General features: G+C 64.3%; 21 protein-coding genes. 6 read left to right on the top strand and 15 right to left on the bottom strand.

Going from position 1 to position 18,838, the window contains the following annotated elements:
• The 6 genes from VNW74_RS30950 to VNW74_RS30975 all read right to left on the bottom strand — a co-directional run.
• On the bottom strand, positions 1 to 219 hold a 219-nt coding region (locus VNW74_RS30950; protein ID WP_325684062.1), incomplete at its 3' end, for an enoyl-CoA hydratase-related protein.
• Between the two features lie 17 nt (positions 220 to 236).
• Complete coding sequence (locus tag VNW74_RS30955) at positions 237 to 473, bottom strand: biotin/lipoyl-containing protein (RefSeq protein ID WP_325684064.1); 237 nt, start codon at positions 471 to 473, stop codon at positions 237 to 239.
• Entirely contained in the window at positions 466 to 1,464 is a 999-nt protein-coding gene (locus VNW74_RS30960) for an alpha-ketoacid dehydrogenase subunit beta (RefSeq protein WP_325684066.1), read from the bottom strand. The genes VNW74_RS30955 and VNW74_RS30960 overlap by 8 nt, the downstream gene beginning before the upstream one ends.
• 12 nt (positions 1,465 to 1,476) lie before the next feature.
• Positions 1,477 to 2,415 carry a thiamine pyrophosphate-dependent dehydrogenase E1 component subunit alpha gene (locus VNW74_RS30965; RefSeq protein ID WP_325684098.1) on the bottom strand — a complete coding sequence of 313 codons (939 nt, stop codon included), beginning with the start codon at positions 2,413 to 2,415 and terminating at the stop codon, positions 1,477 to 1,479.
• A gap of 50 nt (positions 2,416 to 2,465) precedes the next feature.
• A complete protein-coding gene (locus VNW74_RS30970; RefSeq protein WP_325684068.1) occupies positions 2,466 to 2,786 on the bottom strand; it encodes a hypothetical protein in 321 nt (106 codons plus the stop codon).
• A 46-nt stretch (positions 2,787 to 2,832) separates the two neighbouring features.
• Positions 2,833 to 3,696, bottom strand: a complete 864-nt coding sequence (locus tag VNW74_RS30975) for a mycofactocin-coupled SDR family oxidoreductase (RefSeq protein ID WP_325684070.1) — start codon at positions 3,694 to 3,696, stop codon at positions 2,833 to 2,835.
• A 235-nt stretch (positions 3,697 to 3,931) separates the two neighbouring features.
• Between VNW74_RS30975 and VNW74_RS30980 the strand changes: the two genes are divergently transcribed.
• Positions 3,932 to 5,149 (top strand): CaiB/BaiF CoA-transferase family protein, encoded by a 1,218-nt coding sequence (locus VNW74_RS30980; RefSeq protein WP_325684071.1) that lies wholly within the window; start codon positions 3,932 to 3,934, stop codon positions 5,147 to 5,149.
• Between the two features lie 46 nt (positions 5,150 to 5,195).
• The gene (htpG, locus tag VNW74_RS30985; protein WP_325684073.1) at positions 5,196 to 7,157 is read left to right on the top strand and encodes a molecular chaperone HtpG; all 1,962 of its coding nucleotides are present in this window, start codon (positions 5,196 to 5,198) and stop codon (positions 7,155 to 7,157) included.
• A 3-nt stretch (positions 7,158 to 7,160) separates the two neighbouring features.
• On the opposite strand, the gene VNW74_RS30990 is transcribed toward htpG, so the two are convergent.
• Both VNW74_RS30990 and VNW74_RS30995 read right to left on the bottom strand, forming a co-directional pair.
• Positions 7,161 to 8,417, bottom strand: a complete 1,257-nt coding sequence (locus tag VNW74_RS30990; protein WP_325684075.1) for an acyl-CoA dehydrogenase family protein — start codon at positions 8,415 to 8,417, stop codon at positions 7,161 to 7,163.
• Positions 8,417 to 9,568 (bottom strand): acyl-CoA dehydrogenase family protein, encoded by a 1,152-nt coding sequence (locus VNW74_RS30995; protein WP_325684077.1) that lies wholly within the window; start codon positions 9,566 to 9,568, stop codon positions 8,417 to 8,419. The genes VNW74_RS30990 and VNW74_RS30995 overlap by 1 nt, the downstream gene beginning before the upstream one ends.
• Before the next feature lie 132 nt (positions 9,569 to 9,700).
• Here VNW74_RS30995 and VNW74_RS31000 point away from each other — a divergent pair, with 132 nt between their 5' ends.
• Together VNW74_RS31000 and VNW74_RS31005 are read left to right on the top strand one after the other, a co-directional pair.
• Positions 9,701 to 10,540: a hypothetical protein gene (locus tag VNW74_RS31000; RefSeq protein WP_325684079.1), complete on the top strand. Its 840-nt coding sequence runs from the start codon at positions 9,701 to 9,703 to the stop codon at positions 10,538 to 10,540.
• Complete coding sequence (locus tag VNW74_RS31005) at positions 10,537 to 11,184, top strand: hypothetical protein (RefSeq protein ID WP_325684081.1); 648 nt, start codon at positions 10,537 to 10,539, stop codon at positions 11,182 to 11,184. Before VNW74_RS31000 ends, VNW74_RS31005 begins: the two co-directional genes overlap by 4 nt.
• Before the next feature lie 9 nt (positions 11,185 to 11,193).
• Here VNW74_RS31005 and VNW74_RS31010 read toward each other — a convergent pair whose 3' ends face one another.
• From VNW74_RS31010 to VNW74_RS31030, 5 genes are read right to left on the bottom strand one after another with little or no spacing between them, the layout of a single operon-like run.
• Positions 11,194 to 12,174, bottom strand: coding sequence for an alpha/beta hydrolase (locus tag VNW74_RS31010; RefSeq protein WP_325684083.1), 981 nt, complete (start codon positions 12,172 to 12,174; stop codon positions 11,194 to 11,196).
• A 5-nt stretch (positions 12,175 to 12,179) separates the two neighbouring features.
• On the bottom strand, positions 12,180 to 12,626 hold the full coding sequence (locus VNW74_RS31015) for a hypothetical protein (protein WP_325684084.1): 447 nt from the start codon (positions 12,624 to 12,626) through the stop codon (positions 12,180 to 12,182).
• Positions 12,627 to 12,630: 4 nt separating this feature from the next.
• Positions 12,631 to 13,791 (bottom strand): amidohydrolase family protein, encoded by a 1,161-nt coding sequence (locus VNW74_RS31020; RefSeq protein WP_325684086.1) that lies wholly within the window; start codon positions 13,789 to 13,791, stop codon positions 12,631 to 12,633.
• Complete coding sequence (locus VNW74_RS31025) at positions 13,788 to 14,834, bottom strand: amidohydrolase family protein (protein WP_325684088.1); 1,047 nt, start codon at positions 14,832 to 14,834, stop codon at positions 13,788 to 13,790. Before VNW74_RS31025 ends, VNW74_RS31020 begins: the two co-directional genes overlap by 4 nt.
• A complete protein-coding gene (locus VNW74_RS31030) occupies positions 14,831 to 15,190 on the bottom strand; it encodes a Rieske (2Fe-2S) protein (RefSeq protein ID WP_325684090.1) in 360 nt (119 codons plus the stop codon). Before VNW74_RS31030 ends, VNW74_RS31025 begins: the two co-directional genes overlap by 4 nt.
• A 142-nt stretch (positions 15,191 to 15,332) precedes the next feature.
• On the opposite strand from VNW74_RS31030, the gene VNW74_RS31035 reads away from it, so the two are divergent.
• Both VNW74_RS31035 and VNW74_RS31040 read left to right on the top strand, forming a co-directional pair.
• Positions 15,333 to 16,556 carry a cytochrome P450 gene (locus tag VNW74_RS31035; protein WP_325684092.1) on the top strand — a complete coding sequence of 408 codons (1,224 nt, stop codon included), beginning with the start codon at positions 15,333 to 15,335 and terminating at the stop codon, positions 16,554 to 16,556.
• Positions 16,553 to 17,710, top strand: a complete 1,158-nt coding sequence (locus tag VNW74_RS31040) for a Zn-dependent alcohol dehydrogenase (protein WP_325684094.1) — start codon at positions 16,553 to 16,555, stop codon at positions 17,708 to 17,710. The genes VNW74_RS31035 and VNW74_RS31040 overlap by 4 nt, the downstream gene beginning before the upstream one ends.
• Here the strand turns inward: VNW74_RS31040 and VNW74_RS31045 are convergent.
• Together VNW74_RS31045 and VNW74_RS31050 are read right to left on the bottom strand one after the other, a co-directional pair.
• Positions 17,688 to 18,434, bottom strand: coding sequence for an SDR family oxidoreductase (locus VNW74_RS31045; RefSeq protein WP_325684096.1), 747 nt, complete (start codon positions 18,432 to 18,434; stop codon positions 17,688 to 17,690). The genes VNW74_RS31040 and VNW74_RS31045 overlap by 23 nt on opposite strands.
• Positions 18,431 to 18,838, bottom strand: a 408-nt coding sequence (locus VNW74_RS31050) for a VOC family protein (RefSeq protein WP_325684097.1), incomplete at its 5' end; no start/stop codon positions are given. The genes VNW74_RS31045 and VNW74_RS31050, both read right to left, overlap by 4 nt.

Below are 18,838 nucleotides of genomic sequence, written 5' to 3' on the forward strand. Positions count from 1 at the left end.
ATTGCCGATGGCGTGCCCGGAGCAGAATCCCTTGCCATTGGCCTTTAGCACCAAAACCTTGATGTCGTAGTCGCGGTCGGCATCCAGCAATGCGGCGTCGACTTCTTCGGCCAGCTTCTGATCCTGGGCGTTGGCCTTCTCGGGCCAGTTGAGGGTGATCTTCGCGATCGGCCCGTCTTTTTGGTAGATGATTCTTTCGCGGGTCTCGTTGAGATCCATATCTGCTTGCCCTTCCTCTATGAAGTGATGACGCCGATTTGAGCGCCGATGTCGTACGTGGTTCCGACCTCGCCTGTCCATTGCACGGTGCCCGCGGCGCCGGCTTCGATTTCCTGTTCCACCTTCTCGGTGGCAATCACATAGATCGGTGTGCCCTCTTCGACATGCTCCCCGGCGTCGACGAGCAAGTCGGTGAGTTCGGCCTCCGCGACGGCCACCGATACCCGTGGGATGCGAATGATGAAGTCAGCCACGTGCTCCCGCCTTTGTCAGGGTGCGCCGTGCAGCGTCGACGATGCCTGCCGCTGACGGGTAGACCTGCGCCTCGAGTGCGGCCGCAGCCGGGTTGGGGACGAACCTGGCACCCACCCGCTCGACGGGTGCGGCCAGTTCGCCGAACAGTTCGGACTGCAGGATCGCGGCGATCTCTGCTCCTGGCCCGGCGAATTGGACTGCGTCGTGCACGATCACGGCTCTTCGGGTACGGCGTGCGGATTCGACTATCGTCTCGACGTCGAGGGGAACGAGAGTACGTAGATCGACGACCTCCGCGCTCACACCCTGATCGGCCAATGTGGCTGCGGCCGCGAGGGCTTCGTGAACGCTGCGACCGTAGCTGATCAGACTGACGTCGGCGCCCGCTCGCTTGATGTCGGCCTGGCCGAGCGGAATTGAGAACCCGGGTTCGACGGGAACGGGTCCCTTTTTGCTCTGCAGGCGAATGGTTTCGACGAACAGGCAGGGGTCCGGGTCGAAGATCGCAGTGGTCAGCAGGCCTTTGCCGTCGCGTGGGGTGGAGGGCACGATCACCTTCATCCCGGGGATGTGCATGAACCACGCCTCCAGACTCTGCGAATGCGTCGCGCCGGTGGCCAGTCCCGCGTAGACCTGGGTGCGGATGGTGATCGGCGCGGTGGTACGCCCGGCGGTCATGAATCGCAGTTTGGCGGCGTTGTTGATCAGCTGGTCGGCGGCGATGCCGATGAAATCCATGATCATGATCTCGGCCACCGGCAACATCCCGTCGATCGCGGCCCCGATGGCCGCGCCGACGATCGCGGCTTCCGAGATTGGTGTGTCCAGTACCCGGTCGTGGCCGTACTTCGTCGACAGCCCTGCGGTCGGGCCGGACGCACCGGGATCGGCAATGTCCTCACCTAGCAGGAACACTCGATCGTCGGCCTGCAGCGCCTGATCCAGCGCCAGGTTGAGCGCCTCGCGCATCGTCATCTCTTTGTCGTCCATGCCGCTACTTCCTCAGACCGGAAACTTGATCGGGGCTGCGTACACATCACGGTCGAGTTCGTCGATCGACGGGGACTCCGCGCTGAGCACGGTTTTCAGCGCGGATTCCACCATCGCTGTTGCCTCGTTCTCGATGCCGTCGAGCTCATCCGCACCGCAGATGCCGGCGTCGGCGAGGTGGTCGCGGAATCTCGGCACCGGGTCGGCGGCCATCGCCGCCGCCAGTTGGTCTTTCGGGATGTAGGGCATCCGATCGCCGAAGTAATGACCGCGGAATCGGAATGTCACACCTTCGATGAAGGTGGGGCCATCGCCGTTGCGCGCCCGCTGCAGTGCTTCGTCGAGCGCGGCCTTGACGGCCAGCGGGTCGTTGCCGTCGACGCGTACACCGGGCATGCCGTAGCCGGCCGCCCGGTCGGCGACGTGTTCGAGCTTCATGGTGTCGGCGGTCGGCGTCATTTCGGCGTAGAGGTTGTTCTGGCACACGAAGACGACCGGCAGATCCCACAGTGCGGCCATGTTGGCCGCTTCGTGGAATGAGCCGGTGTTGGTGGCGCCGTCGCCGAAGCTGACCACCGTGACGCGGTCGAGGCCCTTGCGCTTGGCGGCCATCGCCAGACCCACCGCCACCGGTGGCCCGGCTCCGACGATCCCGGTCGAGAGCATCACGCCCTTATCGGGTTTGGCGATATGCATGGTGCCGCCCTTGCCGCGGCTGGCACCGACGACACGGCCCATCATCTCGCCGTAGATCTCCTCCAGCGGGACGCCCTTGCCGATCAGATCGTGCAGCCCGCGGTAGGTCGTGACCAGCTGGTCGTCGGGCCGCAGCGCCACACCCATCGCGGCGGCGATCGCCTCCTGCCCGCGTGACGGCCAGTACACACACATGAACTCGCCGGTGCCGATGCCCTTCGACAGCCGGTCGTCGGCCGCCTTCATCAGCACCATCAGCGCATAGATGCGCTTCTGGACCTCTGGGGCGACTTCCACGATCGAAGTCACTTTGTGTAGGAGCCTATCTGCCCATATACCTTGGGAATTGGCGGCGTCTCCATGTTGAGCAGCTCCAGCGACGACATCTTGCCGCTGGCACCGAGCTCCCCCAGCTTTTGCACCACCGAGTCGAGATCGTCGCAGTCGAGCTCGTAGATGGCGATGAACGGGCCCTTTCCGTCAGTGGGTGCGAACCGGCGCGCGGATACGATGCCGTCCACTGAGCAGATCTCCGCCAGATGGGTGTCGTTGTACCACTTGTGATAGTCCGCCTCGCGGTCCGGTGACACCGGCATCGTCTCCAGGTAGATGATCCCCTTAGGCATGCTTACCTCTCCATTTCGGTTGGGCTGCAGTTCGATTGACTGAACCTCATGCGCCTGACCACGGCTTCACCTTGAGGAAGCCACCGGCGTCGACGCGCAACTGCTGACCGGTGATGTAGCGCGCCGCATCCGAGGCGAGGAAGAGCACGGCCTCGCTGATGTCTTCGGGTTCGACATACGGCACCGGCATGGCTTGCACCAGCGGGAAAACCGGTTCGGCATCCTCGCGGGTCGGGTTCTTCAGGTCGGGCCGGAACGCCCGATACATCGGCGCGCTGTGCAACATGTCGGTGTTGACGTTCGTCGGGTGCACCGCATTCATGCGGATGGAGAATTTGGCCAGTGCCAGCGCAAAATCATTGACATAGTGTGCGGCAGCTATTTTCGCGAACGCATATCCTGCTCCGCCGGGACCGCCGTCGATGCCGGTGGTATTCATCGACGACATGAATGCCGCGTTGGATCCGATCACGATGATCGAGGCGCCGGCCTGGAGGTGTTTGAGGCTTGAATGCACGAGGTTGAGCACGCCGACCAGATCGACGTCCACCGCGTCAGCGAAGGCCTGCGGCGGCAGGCCCGCGGTCAGCGGACAGATGCCTGCGTTGGCGACCACGATGTCGAGATGACCCAACTCCCCGACGCCCCGGTCGATGGCCGCGGACAGCGCGGCGCGGTCACGAACGTCGGCGATCTCGGTGAAAACGCGCTGGCCCTCCTTCTCGACCAATCGCGCGGTTTCGTCGAGATCCTCCGGGCGGGCCAGCGGATACTCGTTCGTTTCGATGTCCGCGCACAGGTCCACCGCGATGATGTCGGCGCCCTCGGCGGCGAGCATTCGGGCATGAGAGCGGCCCTGACCACGCGCGGCTCCGCTGACCACCGCTACCTTGCCCGTCACTCTGCCCATCGCCGGTCCTTTCTCAGCGCATCTGATAGAGACGAATCACACTGGGGCTCAGGATTTTTCGCGCGAGCGTCGGGAAACCCAAATGCGGCGCTGACCCGGCCAGCAGTTGGGACCGGGCGAGCGTTGGACTCCATCGCATCTCTTCCAGGACGCTGCGTCGTTGCAGTACAGGCTGACAAATACCTATAGTATCTATACTACCTAAAATAGAAAAGACACCGAAAAGAGTGGGCAAATGTCAGGCGTGCTCAGTGGCGTCCGGGTCGTCGAGCTGGCTTCTTGGACCTACGTCCCCGCTGCCGGTGTCGCCCTGGCGGACTGGGGCGCCGAGGTCATCAAGGTGGAAAGCGTCGTCGGTGATCCTGGCCGGGCGCTGGTCGTCGGAGGGTTCACCCGGCAAGCGGCGCGCGCCGATACCGACTTCATCCTTGAGCTGAGCAATCGCGGAAAACGAAGCATCGCATTAGATCTCAAGAGTGAGACCGGCCGGGAATTCTTCGGGCGTCTGCTCGCTGAGGCCGACGTACTGCTGACCAATTGGCTCCCGGCGGCGCTGGAGCGGGCACGTCTCACGGTCGAAGACATCCGCGGGTTCAACCCGAACATCATCATCGCGCGCGGAACCGGGTTGGGTGTGCGCGGCCCCGACCGCGACCGCGGCGGCTTTGATGCCGCCACCTATCTGGCTCGCGGTGGAGTCGCCTACACGCTGACGCCGTTCGGCACCGAAAATCCCGCCGTCCAAGGCCCGGCCTTCGGTGACCTGCAGGCCGGAATCACCCTGGCCGGCGGCGTATGCGCAGCGCTGTTCCACCGCGAGCGCACCGGCGACCCAACGATCGTGGATTCGTCACTATTGGCCCAGGCGATGTGGACCATCGCGCCGTCGATCTCAGTCGCCGACCTCTTCGGCATCGACGGCATCCCGGGAGCCCCGCCAGGTCTGGCGATGAACCCGCTGGTCAACCGCTATAAGACCAAGGACGACCGGTGGATCCAGATGGTGTTCCTACAGCCGGACAAGTTCTGGGTCGGATTCTGTGGGCGGATCGGGCTGCCGGAGTTGGCCACCGACGAGCGCTTCGTACCGTCGTCGAACCTGGTCGCCAACGCCGCTGAAGCGACTGCCCTGATCGGCGCCAAGTTCGCCGAGCACGACCTGGAGCACTGGCGGCAGGCATTGGCCGACGAGCCCGGCGTGTGGGCGCCGCTGGCCACCCCGCGCGAGGCACTCAACGATCCGCAAAGCAAACCCAACGGCTACCTGATCACCAATGTCGACGACCAGGGCGTCGAGTACGTAATGGTCGCTGCGCCAGTGCAGTTCGATGAAACTCCACCTGGTCCTGGACGCGCGCCCGAACACGGGCAGCACACCGAGGAGATTCTTCTCGAGCTCGGTTTCGACTGGGACGACATCGCCAAGGCCAAGGACAGCGGAGCAATCCTGTAGCCTGCCCCTCGAATGCGAATCTCGTGAAAGGCGTAAAGGGGAAATCATGACTGCGGGCGTCGAGCAGTTGGAGTTTCAAGCCGAGGCGCGACAGCTGCTGGACCTGATGGTCCACTCGGTCTACTCCGACAAGGATTCATTTCTGCGGGAGTTGATCTCGAACGCGTCCGATGCGCTGGACAAGCTGCGCATTGAAGCGTTCCAGAACAAGGACCTGGACGTCGACACGTCCGATCTGCATATCGAGATCGAGGCGGACCGGGACGCTCGCACCCTGACCATTCGCGACAACGGCATTGGCATGACGCGCGCCGAGGTCGTCGACTTGATCGGCACCCTGGCCAAGTCGGGCACCGCCGAGCTGCGCCAGCAGTTGCGCGAGGCGCAGACCGCTAAAAACACAGCTGTCTCCGAGGAATTGATCGGTCAATTCGGTATCGGCTTCTATTCCACCTTCATGGTGGCCGACAAGGTCGAGCTGCTCACGCGCAAGGCCGGCGAGAGCGAAGCCACCAAGTGGGAGTCGAGCGGCGACGGCACCTACACCATTGAGACGGTCGACGGCGAAAATGGGGCTCCGCAGGGAACGTCGGTCACCCTGCACCTCAAGCCCGAAGACAAAGAGGACGCACTCCACGACTACACCTCGGAGTGGAAGATCAGGACGCTGGTCAAGAAGTACTCCGATTTCATCGCCTGGCCCATCCGTATGGAGGTCGAAGTACGGACCCCTCCATTGGAAGAAGACGGGGCGGATGGCGGCGAGGAGACCGTCACCATCGAGACCCAGACCCTCAACTCGATGAAGGCGCTGTGGGCAAGGCCCAAAGACGAGGTCTCCGACGAGGAGTACAAGGAGTTCTACAAGCACATCGCGCACGCCTGGGACGACCCGCTCGAGGTCATCTCGATGAAGGCCGAGGGCACTTTCGAGTATCAGGCACTGCTCTTCATCCCGTCGCGCGCCCCGTTCGACTTGTACGAACCGGGTGCGGACATCGGTGTGCAGTTGTACGTCAAGCGCGTTTTCATCATGGGCGATTGCGACGAGCTCATGCCCCGGTATCTGCGCTTCATCAAGGGCGTCGTCGATGCGCAGGATCTGTCGCTGAACGTTTCCCGCGAGATCCTGCAACAGGATCGACAGATCACTGCTATCCGGCGGCGGTTGACCAAGAAGGTCCTTTCGACGATCAAGGATCTCCAGTCTGAGCGGCCGGAGGATTACCGCACGTTCTGGGGCCAGTTCGGCAAGGTCCTCAAAGAAGGCCTGATGCGGGACTTCGACAACCAAGAGACATTGCTGCAAATCTCTTCGTTCGCCTCGACGCACAGCGACGACGAACTCACCACCCTCGCCGCGTACGTGGAACGCATGAAGGACGGCCAGCAGCAGATCTTTTACGCCACCGGCGAGTCACGTCAGCAGATCCTCAACTCACCGCACCTCGAGGCCTTCAAGGCCAAAGGCTATGAGGTGCTGCTGCTCACCGACACTGTCGACGAGATCTGGCTGGGGTCGGTGACCGAATTCGCCGGCCAACCACTGCAGTCGGTGGCCAAGGGCGAGGTGGACCTCGACACCGACGAAGAAAAGACGGCCCACGAGGCTGAGCGCAAGGAGCGGGAGAAGGATTTCGCCGACCTGCTCACCTGGCTGAAGGAGACCCTGAGCGAGCACGTCAAGGAAGTCCGGTTGTCCACCCGGCTGACCGAGTCGCCCGCCTGTCTGATCACCGACGCTTTCGGCATCACCCCGACGCTCGCCCGCATGTACCGGGCTTCCGGCCAAGACGTTCCGGTCGAGAAGCGGACGTTGGAACTCAACCCGGATCATCCACTCGTCACCGGCCTGCGGCAGGCGCAAAAAGACCGCGCCGATGACCCATCGGTAGCTGAGACCGCTGAATTGCTCTACGGCACAGCGCTTCTCGCTGAAGGCGGCACACCCGAGGATCCGGCGCGGTTCGCCGAGCTGCTGGCGGACCGGTTGGCCCGCACGGTCTAGCGGCTAGTTGCCGTGCCGCACTTGGTTGAACGGCACGCCACGGTCGGCGGCGTACTCACGGGGGAAGTTCAGCACCCTCTCGCCAATCACGTTGCGCGCCAACTCACTGGTGCCGCCGCCAATGCAGACCGTCTGACGGGACAGGTAGCGCAGGCCGGTCTCCAGGCCCTCCCCCTCCGCGCCGACGACTCCGGCCGTTCCGGTGATTGCCAGCCCGGCATCCATCTCCAAAGTGACTGTCTCGGCGTGGAAAAGCCGGAGGAGGGTTCCGGCAGCAGGCGGCAGGGTGCCATCGCGGACGCTGCGATAGACATGGTCGCCCAGTTGGTCGCTGACCGCCCGGTGCACCAACGCGCGTCCGGCGATCTGCCGCACCCGCTCGTTATCGGCCTGTCCGATCTTGCGGGCCAACGCCGCGTAGTTCACCGGTGTCGATCGGCCGCCCTCACTGCCGCTGCCGCTGGCGAATTCCGAACTCCCGCCTACCGCACGGCGCTCATGGTAGAGCTGGCGTGAGGCAACCGTCCAACCATCGTTCACCTCGCCGACGACAGCGTCGTTGCCCACGTCGACACCGTCGAGGAACTCCTCACAGAACTCCGTTGAACCGTTCAATTGAGTGATGCGCCGCAACGTGATTCCCGGATGCTTGATCGGCACCAAGAACATGGTCAGGCCGTCATGCTTGGGCACGTCCCAGTTGGTGCGGGCCAGGCAAAGGCCGTAGTCGGCGGCGAATGCACTGGTGCTCCACGTCTTTGCGCCGTTGAGCACCCAGCGGTCCCCATCCCGCTCGGCGCGGGTGATCACCCCGGCCAGATCCGACCCGCCGCTGGGTTCGGACAGCAGCTGAACCAGTATCTCGTCGCCCCGCAACGCCGCGGTGATGCGCTGGCGTTTCTGTTCCTCGCTACCGGTGTCGAGCAGCGTCGCGCAGCAGATGGTGAACGTCGGCGTGTTGAGGATCAGCGGCATCTCGTAGCTGAGGCTCTCCTCGTTGAACACCTGCTGGTATTCGTAGTCCAAACCCAGCCCGCCGTACTCGCGGGGAAAGCAGATGCCGGCGAATCCTCCTTCATACAGCCGCTTTTGAAGTTCACGGGCCCGCTGCCAGCAGCGCTCCTCGTCGCGGTGTGCGGCCGGCGGATGCGCAGGATCGATGGGTGGCATGTTGTCGGCCAGCCAGGCTCGCACCCGGGCGCGGAACTCGTCCATGGATTCCACGTCGGTGGATGCCACTGTCCCGTGAGCCTCGGCCATCAAGCAGACCTCGGGGCGGGGTTGCCTGTCTCTTGCCACTGGTACACCCGCAGGTTGTGCTCTTCGGGCGTGCCGAACATGGACCGGTACAACGCAACTCGCCGCAAGTACACGTGCAGATCGTGTTCCCAGGTGACGCCGATGCCACCGTGCATCTGCACGCAGCCCTGGACGATCTCGGTGGCCATTTCCCCCACATAGGACTTGGCGATGCTGGCCGACAAGCCGCTGTCGGGTGAGCCGGCGGAGACGGCGGCCACCGCTGCGGCCGTCGTTGCCCGGCACGCCTCCAACCACATCTTCATATCCGCAAAGCGGTGTTTGAGTGCTTGGTAGGACGCCAGCGGGCGGCCGAAGGTATGCCGGTCCAATGCCCAGGCGACGGTGAAGTCGAAAACCGTCTGGAGAATGCCGACCACTTCGGCGCACTGCAGCACTTGCGCGATTTGCCCTTGACGGTCGATGAGCCCGGCGGTCTCGGCGACGCTGCCGACGGCCGCGCTGTGGTCGACGGCCACGCCCTCGAAACGCACGCGTGCGTATTGCTTGACCAGATCGACCGACTGCTGGGGCTCGATCTGCACTCCGGAGGCGTTGGTAGGCACCAGGAACTGGCGCACGCCGTCGTCGGTCCGCGCCACCACAAGCAGCAGGCCGCTCTGGGCGCCCGCCTCTACGCGGTCTTTGACGCCGTCGATGCGATAGCCGGACTCTGTCGACGTGGCGGTCAGCGACGGCTGATGTGGGTCCCAGGCCTGCCCCGGCTCGTAGACGGCCCAGGAGGCCACCGTTTCACCTGAGACCAACGACTCGATCGTGGCCACGTGCGAGTCGTGCTCGGCGCAGTCCACCAGCGCGGCCAGCACCGTGCTGACGGGATACAGCGGACCCGGCGCCACCGTCTTTCCGAGTTGTTCGGCGACCATCGCCAGATCGGCGAAACCATCGCCCGAAACGCTGCCACCACCGAGTTCCTCAGGGACCAGCAAAGCCGTCCAACCCAGCTCAGCGGCCCGCCGCCACCAATCCTCGTCGAAGGAGATGCCCGCCGCGTGCAGCTCCCGCACCCGGCCCAGCGGAACCTCTTTTTGGAGAAAAGCTTGGGTGGTGGAGGCGAAGAGTATCTTTTCGGGGGAATCGACGGCAGTCATGATGGTGGCTGGACCTTCCCGTCCGATTCGATCCCAGTCGGGCTTCACTGGTGCCCTCGATGGTAGCAATGAGCAATACAGTAAGAGATACCGGAGTTCAGTCGATAATGACGTCGAGAAGCTGTGGTCGCCGTGGCTGACGCGGGCGAACGGCCGGCGGATTCCGCCAAGGCGAAGGCGGACGCGATCGCGTTAGCCGAGCAGGCCGAGGCCGAGGCGGCTGAGGCAGAAGCGCTGGCTGCGGCGGCACGCGCACGCGCCAGAGCCATCAAATTACGGCGCGCGGCGCAGGCGGAAGCGGAGGCGGAGGCGGAAGCCGACAAGGACGCCGAAGACACCACCGTCGTGCAAGCCGCAGACGACACCGCAGAGGCGCCCGAAACGCCCGAGCCATCAGGAACGCCCGAGCCATCCGAGGAGCCCGAGCCATCTGCGGGGTCGACCGAGTCGACCAGCCGGCGGTTGCGGGTGCCGGGGTTGTCCGGGTTATCCGGGTTATCCAGGGTCCTCGCCGCTGCCGTCATCTTGGCCATCTGCGGTCTGCTCGGAGCGAGCGGATGGATGCTCTGGCATCACCACACCGTCCTGGCGGAACGGCAGCGATCCGCGGCGTACGTCGCTGCCGCCAGACAAGGCGTCGTCAACCTGACGTCACTGGACTTCAACAAGGCCAAAGAAGACGTCCAGCGGGTACTCGACAGCGCCACCGGCGAATTCAGGGACGACTTCCAGCGTCGCGCGGACGATTTCGCGTCGGTGGTGAAAGATTCCAAAGCGGTCACCCAAGGGTCGGTCACGGCCAGTGCGGTGGAGTCGATGAGCAAGGATTCCGCCGTGGTTCTGGTGCTGGCCAACGAGCGCGTCACCAATGCGGCTGGCGCCAAAGACGATCCACGCGCTTTTCGGTTCCGGGTTTCAGTGGTCCGCGACGGTGATCAACTGAAGATTTCGAAAGTCGAGTTCGTGCTATGAGCGCCGACGACAAGACCGAGCAGCAGAACGTGGAGGACGTGGCCGATCTGGAGCCCAGCGACGGGGTCGAGATCGACAAGACGGCCGACGACGACGCCGACGAAGCCCAGCAAGACGACGACACCACGTTGGGCCTCGGCGAAAAGCTCGCGCGCCGTCTACGCGTCAAAGTCGCCCCGGTGGTCCTCGTCCTGCTTCTGCTGCTGTCCGGTGCGCTGGCGACGTGGTTGTACGTCGGTCAGTACCGGCACGATGAGCAGACCGACACCGCAGCCGCCCAGACAGCGATCAATGCCGCGCGCGACGGTACCGTCGCGCTGCTGTCCTACAAACCGGACACCCTCAACCAGGACTTCGCCGCTGCCAAATCCCATCTCACCGGAGATTTCCTGAACTACTACGATCAGTTCACCAAGGAGATCGTGACCCCGGCCGCCAAGGAAAAGGCGCTGACCACTACGGCTCAGGTGGTGGGGGCGGCGGCGACCGAACTGCAACCGAATTCAGCGGTCGTGTTGCTCTTCGTCAACCAGGCCACCGCCAGCAAAGAACGGCCCGACCCGGCGATGGCGTCGAGCAGCGTGCTGGTGTCGCTGACTAAGGTCCACGGCACGTGGCTGATCACCAAGTTCCAGCCGGTATGAGTTGAGCAGCTAAATGGCAAACGAGCGGCGAAGCACCTGAGCGTGCAGCGCGGCGCTTTCCCGGGACACCACCCACTCCGGCACCACTGAATCGAACCCGTGAAACGTCGCCGCGACGACATGCAACTCGGTGTGCACATAGGCGTGCAACAGCCGGTTCGCGTAGTCGATGGCTTCATCGCGACACGGGTCGATCTCCGCGCAACTGATGAAGGCCGGCGGCAACCCCTCCAGGTTCGCCCGGTGGGCCGGCACATGTTGGGCCGTCGCGGCGCTGTGACCGAGATAGTGCCCCCATGCCCGACTCACCGCGGGGCCGTTGAGTCCCGGCGTGCGCTGGAATTCCCGGCGCGATGGTGTCGCATCGGAGTCGAGCATCGGCTGGTGCAGCACCTGGGCCAGGATCGGCGGACCCTCCGCGTCGAACATGCGCTGAGCCAACGTCGCGGCCAGAGCCGCACCCGCATCCCGGCCCATCACCACGACGCGGTTGCCGTCCGCGCCAAGGCGGGCACTGTTCTCGACGGCGTAAAGAAACGCCGCTTCGACGTCATCAAGTGCGGCCGGGCACGGGTGCTCGGGTGCGAGCCGATAGTCGACCGACACGACGAGGCAGCCGGCCGCGCGGGCCAGGTCTACACAGTGCAGATGGTCCGTGTCGAGGTTTCCGGTCACGAAACCGCCACCGTGGGCATACAGTGCCAGCGGCGCCGCCGACTTGGTCAGGCCGCGGTACAGCCGCAGTCCAAGCCGTCGATCCTCCGGACCGGTGATGGCGCGGTCTTCGATCTCGACGCTGCCGGTGTCGACGGCGGCCGCGCGCTCGGCCGCCTGCCGATCGGCGCGCTCCCGCTCGGCGGGAAGTGTCTCCGCATGGAATTCGACGATGTCCAGGCTGGCTGCGGCGTCACGCAGCGCCGGGTCGATGCGACCAATTCCTCTAGGCCCTCTGGGCCCTTTTGGCTGCGCACGATCGGTCTCGGTCGTCATGCTCTCTAGTCTTTCAGCCGTTTCGAATGGTGTTCACCTAAGCCTTCGTCAAGGTAGACCTGCGACTCCATGTGGTGAAAGATGCGGTACGCCTCGCCGCGCGCCACTACCAGCCAGGTGATCCAGCTGCTACCGCTGTGCTCGACGTCGGATTCATGTCCGATGAAGCTCCATCGGCTCAGCACGACGCAGCGCGCGAAGCCGTCGGCGAGCAGATCGGCCGATCGCAGCTGCGAGGACACCGACGCGCGCTTGAGGCGCCCGGCGACCCGTGCCCAGTGCCGGTCGAGCTCGTCGGCGCCGATCAGCGGCATCGCGTACTCGTCGCCGATGTACACCGGCTGCGGCGTGTCGTCTTCCCAGAGCGCGGCAACGCCCACGAGATCGAGGGCCGACCACTTTGCGTCGTATTCATCGACGAGGGCACGCAGCCTGGCGACCGGCTCGATCACTGCCTCACTCGAAACTGACACCCACCGGGGGTTGTTCCCCGGGCAGCGCTTTCACCGTCGCCGGCAATCCATACAACGCGGTCGCGTTGCCGCGCATGATTCGCTCCCGTTGCGCCGCGGGGAAACGGTTGATCGCGTAGGCCGGCGAGTCGTAACTCCAATGGGGATAATCCGTCGAAAACATCAGGTTGTCGCCCAGGTCCATCATTTCCAGATATTCACGGAATTGCCTGACGTCGGCGTCTTCCAGCGGCTGGGTGGTGAACCGGACGTGTTCGCGCACATACTCCGACGGCCGGCGACGGACGTGCGGTAGGTCGGCGCGGCGGGCTTCCCAAATCCGGTCCATGCGCGACATCACCGGCATCGCCCAGGTGAAGCCACCCTCGATGAACACCACCCGCAGATCGGGGTGGCGGTCGAAGGCACCGTCAAACACCAGGCTCATCAAATGCGAGACGTATAGCAGCGGCCAAGAGGCAAAGAAATCGTGCCAGTGCGCCGGATTGCCGACCGGGTAAATCGGAATCAGCTCGAACGGCGTCTGCCCCATCAAGTGAGTGGCCACCGGCAAACCATTACGGGACGCGGCCTCATAAAGCGGATCGAAATGCGGGCTGCCGAAAGGGATTCCACGTGTCTGCGGCGTCATCAATATCTGCGCCATATAGGGATGCCCTGTCCACCGCTCGACTTCGCGCGCCGCCTGCTCAGGCACCTGTGCGCTGACGCTGATCGAGCCCCGCCAGCGGCCGTGCGCATTGTTCTGGTCTAGCCAGATGTCGGCAAGCCAGTCGTTGTAGGTGGATTTCAGCACATGCTCGGCCTGCGGCAGCTGCGCGTCGCACATCGGCTCCAGTGATGCGATGCTGACGCCGGCGTCGACCAGCAGTTGTTTCGCCGCGTAGTCGGGATCGCTACCGGCAACACCACCACCGGGCGGGGCGGCGTCGACACGCAGTGACATGGTCTTGTATGAGTCAGGCGTGTCATAGAAATGCGGCAACGGGCTGACCGCATTTCCGGAGGGCCAGATCTTGTCGACCCATTCGGCGGGCGCATACGACTTGAGTACGTCGGTTGAGACGGGCAGCGGGTGCACATCGGTGTCGACGATGGCGACCGCGATCTCGGTCTGCGGTTCGATCCGTTCGATCGTGGTCATCGCGATGTCTCCTTGACTGCAAGCCCGTAGAGCTCGCTGGCGTTTTGCCACAGCATCTTGTCGCATTGTGCGGCGTCGAGACCTGAGGCCGCAGCGTCCGGCGGCGACGTCGACCAGTGCGGGTAGCTCGACCCATACATCAGCAGGTCAGCCTTGCCGGTGAAGTCCATCCAACGCTGCATCTGACCGATGTCGGTTGGCCCGTCGAAGGCCGACGAACAGAACCGAACATGGCCGGGCAGGTACTCGCTGGGATAGCGGTCGACCCACGGCGTCTGGTCGCGCATCGACAACCAGAAGGTGTCCAGCCGCCACATCAGCGGGGTGAGAATGTCGTATCCGCCGTCGGCAAAAACGAATTTCAGCTCCGGATGCCTGCCGAAGACGCCTTCGACGATGAGCGTCGCGAGGTGGACGAAATAGTTCAGGGGCATGAAGGCCGCGTAGCCCGGGTAGGTGTGCGCGTGGCCGGCGAACGTCGGCGGGTAATCGACGCCATTGCCGCCGTTGATGTGCACCGCAACCGGCAACCCGTGGGCGGCCGCGGCCTCCCAGATCGGCTCGAACATCGGTTTGCCATAGGGCTCACGGGACTGCATCGGGACACCGACCTGCACCAGCTTGGGATGTGCGGCAAGGCGTTCGATCTCGGCGACCGCACCTTTGGGATCCTCGGGGTTGACCCGGATGGTCCCGCGGAAACGGTCGGTGAGGTCTGGCTCCAGCCAGCGGTCCAGCAGCCAGTCGTTGACCGCGGCGCAGATTCGGCTGTTGAGCAGATAGTCGGCAATGTTGCCGCGGGTCAAGGGGTTCAAGATGGCGTACTGGACCCCGGTGTCGTCGAAAAGATGACGAGCAACGGTTTCAGGATCGGACCCCGGGTAGTGCTCCCCGTACAGGTCTTGCCGGTAGTCGCCGCCCGGGGCCTGATACCACTGCTGTTCGACGTCGGGAATCGACCGCAGGCGGTGGGCGGCAGGGAGGTAACGCCGGATTTCGGCGTTATAGCCGAAATGCGGCTGAACATTGGCATCGATGATCATGCGGTCAGATACACCTCGCCGTCGCTGACGTCGACTTCGTAGGTCCGGATTCGCCGCCGCGGATCGGCAACGTTGCAGCCCGTGGTGAGGTCGAATTCCCAGTTGTGCCAAGGGCACCGAACGATCTGACCGTCACGGGTACGCCGCAGCCCGTCCGCCGCTTCGGGGTCGGCTTCGTTGGTTCCGCCGATGTAGCCCAGACACAACGGCGCACCCTCGTGGGAGCAGTAGTTGACGATCGCGTGCAAAGACCCCCGCACGTTGTAGACACCCACGCCGAATTTGCCGACATCGACCAGCCTCATCGTGCCCGGCGGCAATTCATCGAGGGAGCAGACCAATCGGCGTTTCAGCACGGCCGGATCACCGCCTCCCTGACGATCGTGCAGGTCAATACTGTCCCCATTACGGTAAACACCACAACCCGTTGGGCTTCGTTGCTATTTATGCAATGATAGCGACAATCCCAGAGCGCCCAGCCACCAACTAGGAGCGGCAATGACGCTGCGCACCGATCCTGACGAGCCCGTCACCCTCGACCTCACCGGTGAAACCAGCCCCTACATCTTCTTCGAATACATGCGGCGCACCGATCCGGTGTGGCACGGCTCCTTCATGGATCACGAACAGATGCCCGAAGAACTGCGGCCGGGCGACGAGTGGGTGTTGTTCGGCTACGACGACGTGTTCCGCGCGTTCCGCGACGACCGCGTCTTCACGTCCGCCGAGTACGACAAAACGATCGGTTTGGTCATGGGCCACACCATCCTGGCGATGGGCGGCAAGGAGCATCACGACCACCGCAGCCTGGTGGCCAAGGCCTTCCGGGCGACCGCGCTGGAACGCTGGGAGCCATCGGTCATCGGCCCGGTCTGCGACCAGTTGGTCGACGAAATCAAGGACGAGGGCCACGCCGACCTGGTCAAGGCGCTGACGTTCGAGTTTCCGACCCGGATCATCTCCGAATTGCTGGGGCTGCCTCGCGAGGATCTGGATCTGTTCAGGCGGCTGTCGCTTGACCTCATCTCGATCCCGACCGACATCATGGCGGGGTTGACCGCGGCGAACGAGTTGCACGGCTACTTCCTCAACCAAGTCGAGCAGCGGCGTCGGAAACTGACCAACGACATCATCGGCGACCTGGTCGCGGCCGAGATCGACGGCGAGAAGCTGACCGACGAGGCCATCATCGCCTTCTTGCGCCTGCTTTTGCCGGCGGGCCTGGAGACTACGTACCGGTCTTCCGGCAATCTGCTGTTCCTGCTGCTGACCCACCCCGAGCAGTTGGCGATGGTGCACCAGGACCGGTCGCTGATACCGATCGCGATCGAGGAGGGGCTGCGGGTGGAGACCCCGCTGACGATGGTCATGCGGACCACCACCGAGGACGTCGAAATGGGCGGCAAGACAATCCCGGCCGGCGCGCAGGTCGACATCTGCGTGGGCTCTGCCAACCGCGACGAAAGCCGCTGGCCCGACGCCAACACGTTCGACATCCACCGGCAGCGGCACGCGCACATCGCCTTCGCTGGCGGGATCCACATGTGCCTGGGCATGCACCTGGCGCGGCTGGAGACCCGGGTGATGCTGAACAGCCTGCTCGACCGCGTCAAGGACCTGGCATTCGTTGCCGACGACGGCACCGGCAAGGAGTCCAAGATCGTCGGACACACCTTCCGGTCGCCCAACAAGCTTCCGGTCAGCTTCACCCCGCTGCCATGAAAAGCCGGGCGGCGATTCTGCATGACGTCGGTGGCCCTTGGTCCGTCGAGGAATTCGAGCTAGACCCGCCTCGCGCCGGCGAGGTTCTCGTTCAGATGGCGGCCGCCGGGTTGTGCCACTCCGACGACCACATCCTCAAGGGCGACATGGCGGCGCCCAACGAAGTCCTTCGCGCGATGGGGCTGCCCACGATGTTTCCCACCGTCGGCGGCCACGAGGGTTCGGGCATCGTGCGCGAAGTGGGCGACGGCGTCACCGATTTCGAGCCCGGGGACCACGTGGTGACGTCGTTCGTCGCGGTCTGCGGCCAATGTCGCTGGTGCGCAACCGGCATGGAGTACCTGTGTGATGAGGGCATCGGGACGCTGACCCCAGGGATGCCGACCGACGGCACCTTCCGCCACCACACCGCTGACGGTAAGGATCTGGGTCACCTGGCGAAGGTCGGCACGTTCGCCGAACACACTGTCGTGTCGACGAATTCGATCGTGAAGATCGAGCGGCACCTACCACTGGTGCCGAGCGCGCTACTGTCGTGCGCCATTCCGACCGGCTACGGTTCCGTCGCGAACCGCTCCAACATGCGGGCCGGCGACACCGTCGTGGTAGTCGGCGTCGGCGGCATCGGCACCGGCGCGATCCAGGGGGCCCGCATCAACGGCGCCGCGCAGATCGTCGGCGTCGACCCGGTGGAGTTCAAGCAGAAATCGGCGCTGAAGTTCGGCGCCACCCACACCGCCGCAACGGCAGCCGAGGCGTTGGATCTGGTCACTGGTTTGACGTACGGGGTCATGGCCGACGCCGTCGTGGTCTCGCCGTCTCTCATCGCCCCCGAGGACGTACGCGATGCGGTGAAGCTCACCCGCAAGGGCGGGACATGCGTGCTCACCGGGATGACATCGCAGTTGACCCACTCCGTCAAGATCGACCTGCAGGATTTCATCCTGATGAACAAGACGCTGGCCGGCACCATATTCGGGTCGTGCAACGCAAAGTCGGATATCTCCCGGCTGGCCAGGCTCTATGAGACCGGTCAACTATTGCTCGACGAGATGATCACCAGACGATACCCGCTCGACGACATCAACGACGCCTATGCCGACCTGCTCAACGGTGAAATCGTCCGTGGTGTCATCGATTTCGGGGCGGCGTGACCGTGCCACGCAGTCGCTGCATCTGACCATACGCGTCGATCGGGCTGTGCAGCGCGAGGCCACCGTCGGCGTGCACGATCTGGCCTGTCACCCAAGGTAATTCGAGGACACCAATGATGACACCGGCGACGTCACCGGCCTCGCCCAGACGTCCCAAGGCGGTGCGCTCAGACAAACCTTCCACCCAGCCGGGCAGTTGCTCCGGTTCGCCCAGCATCGGTGTCCGGGTGACACCGGGCCCGACGGCGTTCACCCGGATACCGTGGCCGCCCCATTCCACAGCCGCGACCTTGACCAGCATGTTCAACCCCGCTTTGGACACGCAGTAGGCACCCATATCCCGGTCGGCAACCGTGCCGCTGATGCTGGAGACGACAACGATCGATCCGTCGATTTCCGCATCGATCATCGCCTGAGCGGCTGCCCGAATGGTCAGCCAGCTGCCGGTGAGATTTACCGCCAGCACCCGCTGCCACTGCTCAACCGACTGCGCCAGCAGCGTGCCGGATGCGCCGATGCCCGCGCAGGCCACAATTCGGGTCGGCACGCCGTGGTCGCGCACGGTGCGGCTCATTGCTGCCGTTACCGCCTCCGGATCGCTGATATCGCAATCGATGTCGCCGCCAGCCTGGTCCCACACCACGACGTCGTGGCCGGTGTCGCGCAACCGGCCGGCGACTTCCCGCCCGATACCCGATGCACCGCCGGTGACGAGAGCGCTCATGCCGGCGGTCCGATCAACTCGACCAGTACACCGTCCGGCGCGGCGATTACTGCCATCGGGACCGTCGCGCCGCCCGGTGCGGGCACGCTGATGCGACGCACTCCGTCGGTGAAACCCAAAGCGGCCAAGCCGGACAGCGTCGCGTCGACGTCCCGCTGCAGGGAGAGTAGGAAGAATCCGTGCCGGGGAGCCGGAACTGGCGTCGGCGCGTCACCGGCTCCGTCAAAGACCACGAGTTCGACGATGCCGGTGTCGGGAGTCTGCGGATCACCCAGAAATATCGACCGTAGCTGATCCGAGCCGGCCCCGAAGAGCTCCGGCCAGTTACCGCGGAACGTGTGGTCGAACAGTTCGGTGAATCCCAGCCCCTCTCGCCAGAATCTCATCGACCGCTCGACATCGGC

This window comes from Mycobacterium sp. (genome assembly GCF_035570115.1).
Classification (GTDB): domain Bacteria; phylum Actinomycetota; class Actinomycetes; order Mycobacteriales; family Mycobacteriaceae; genus Mycobacterium.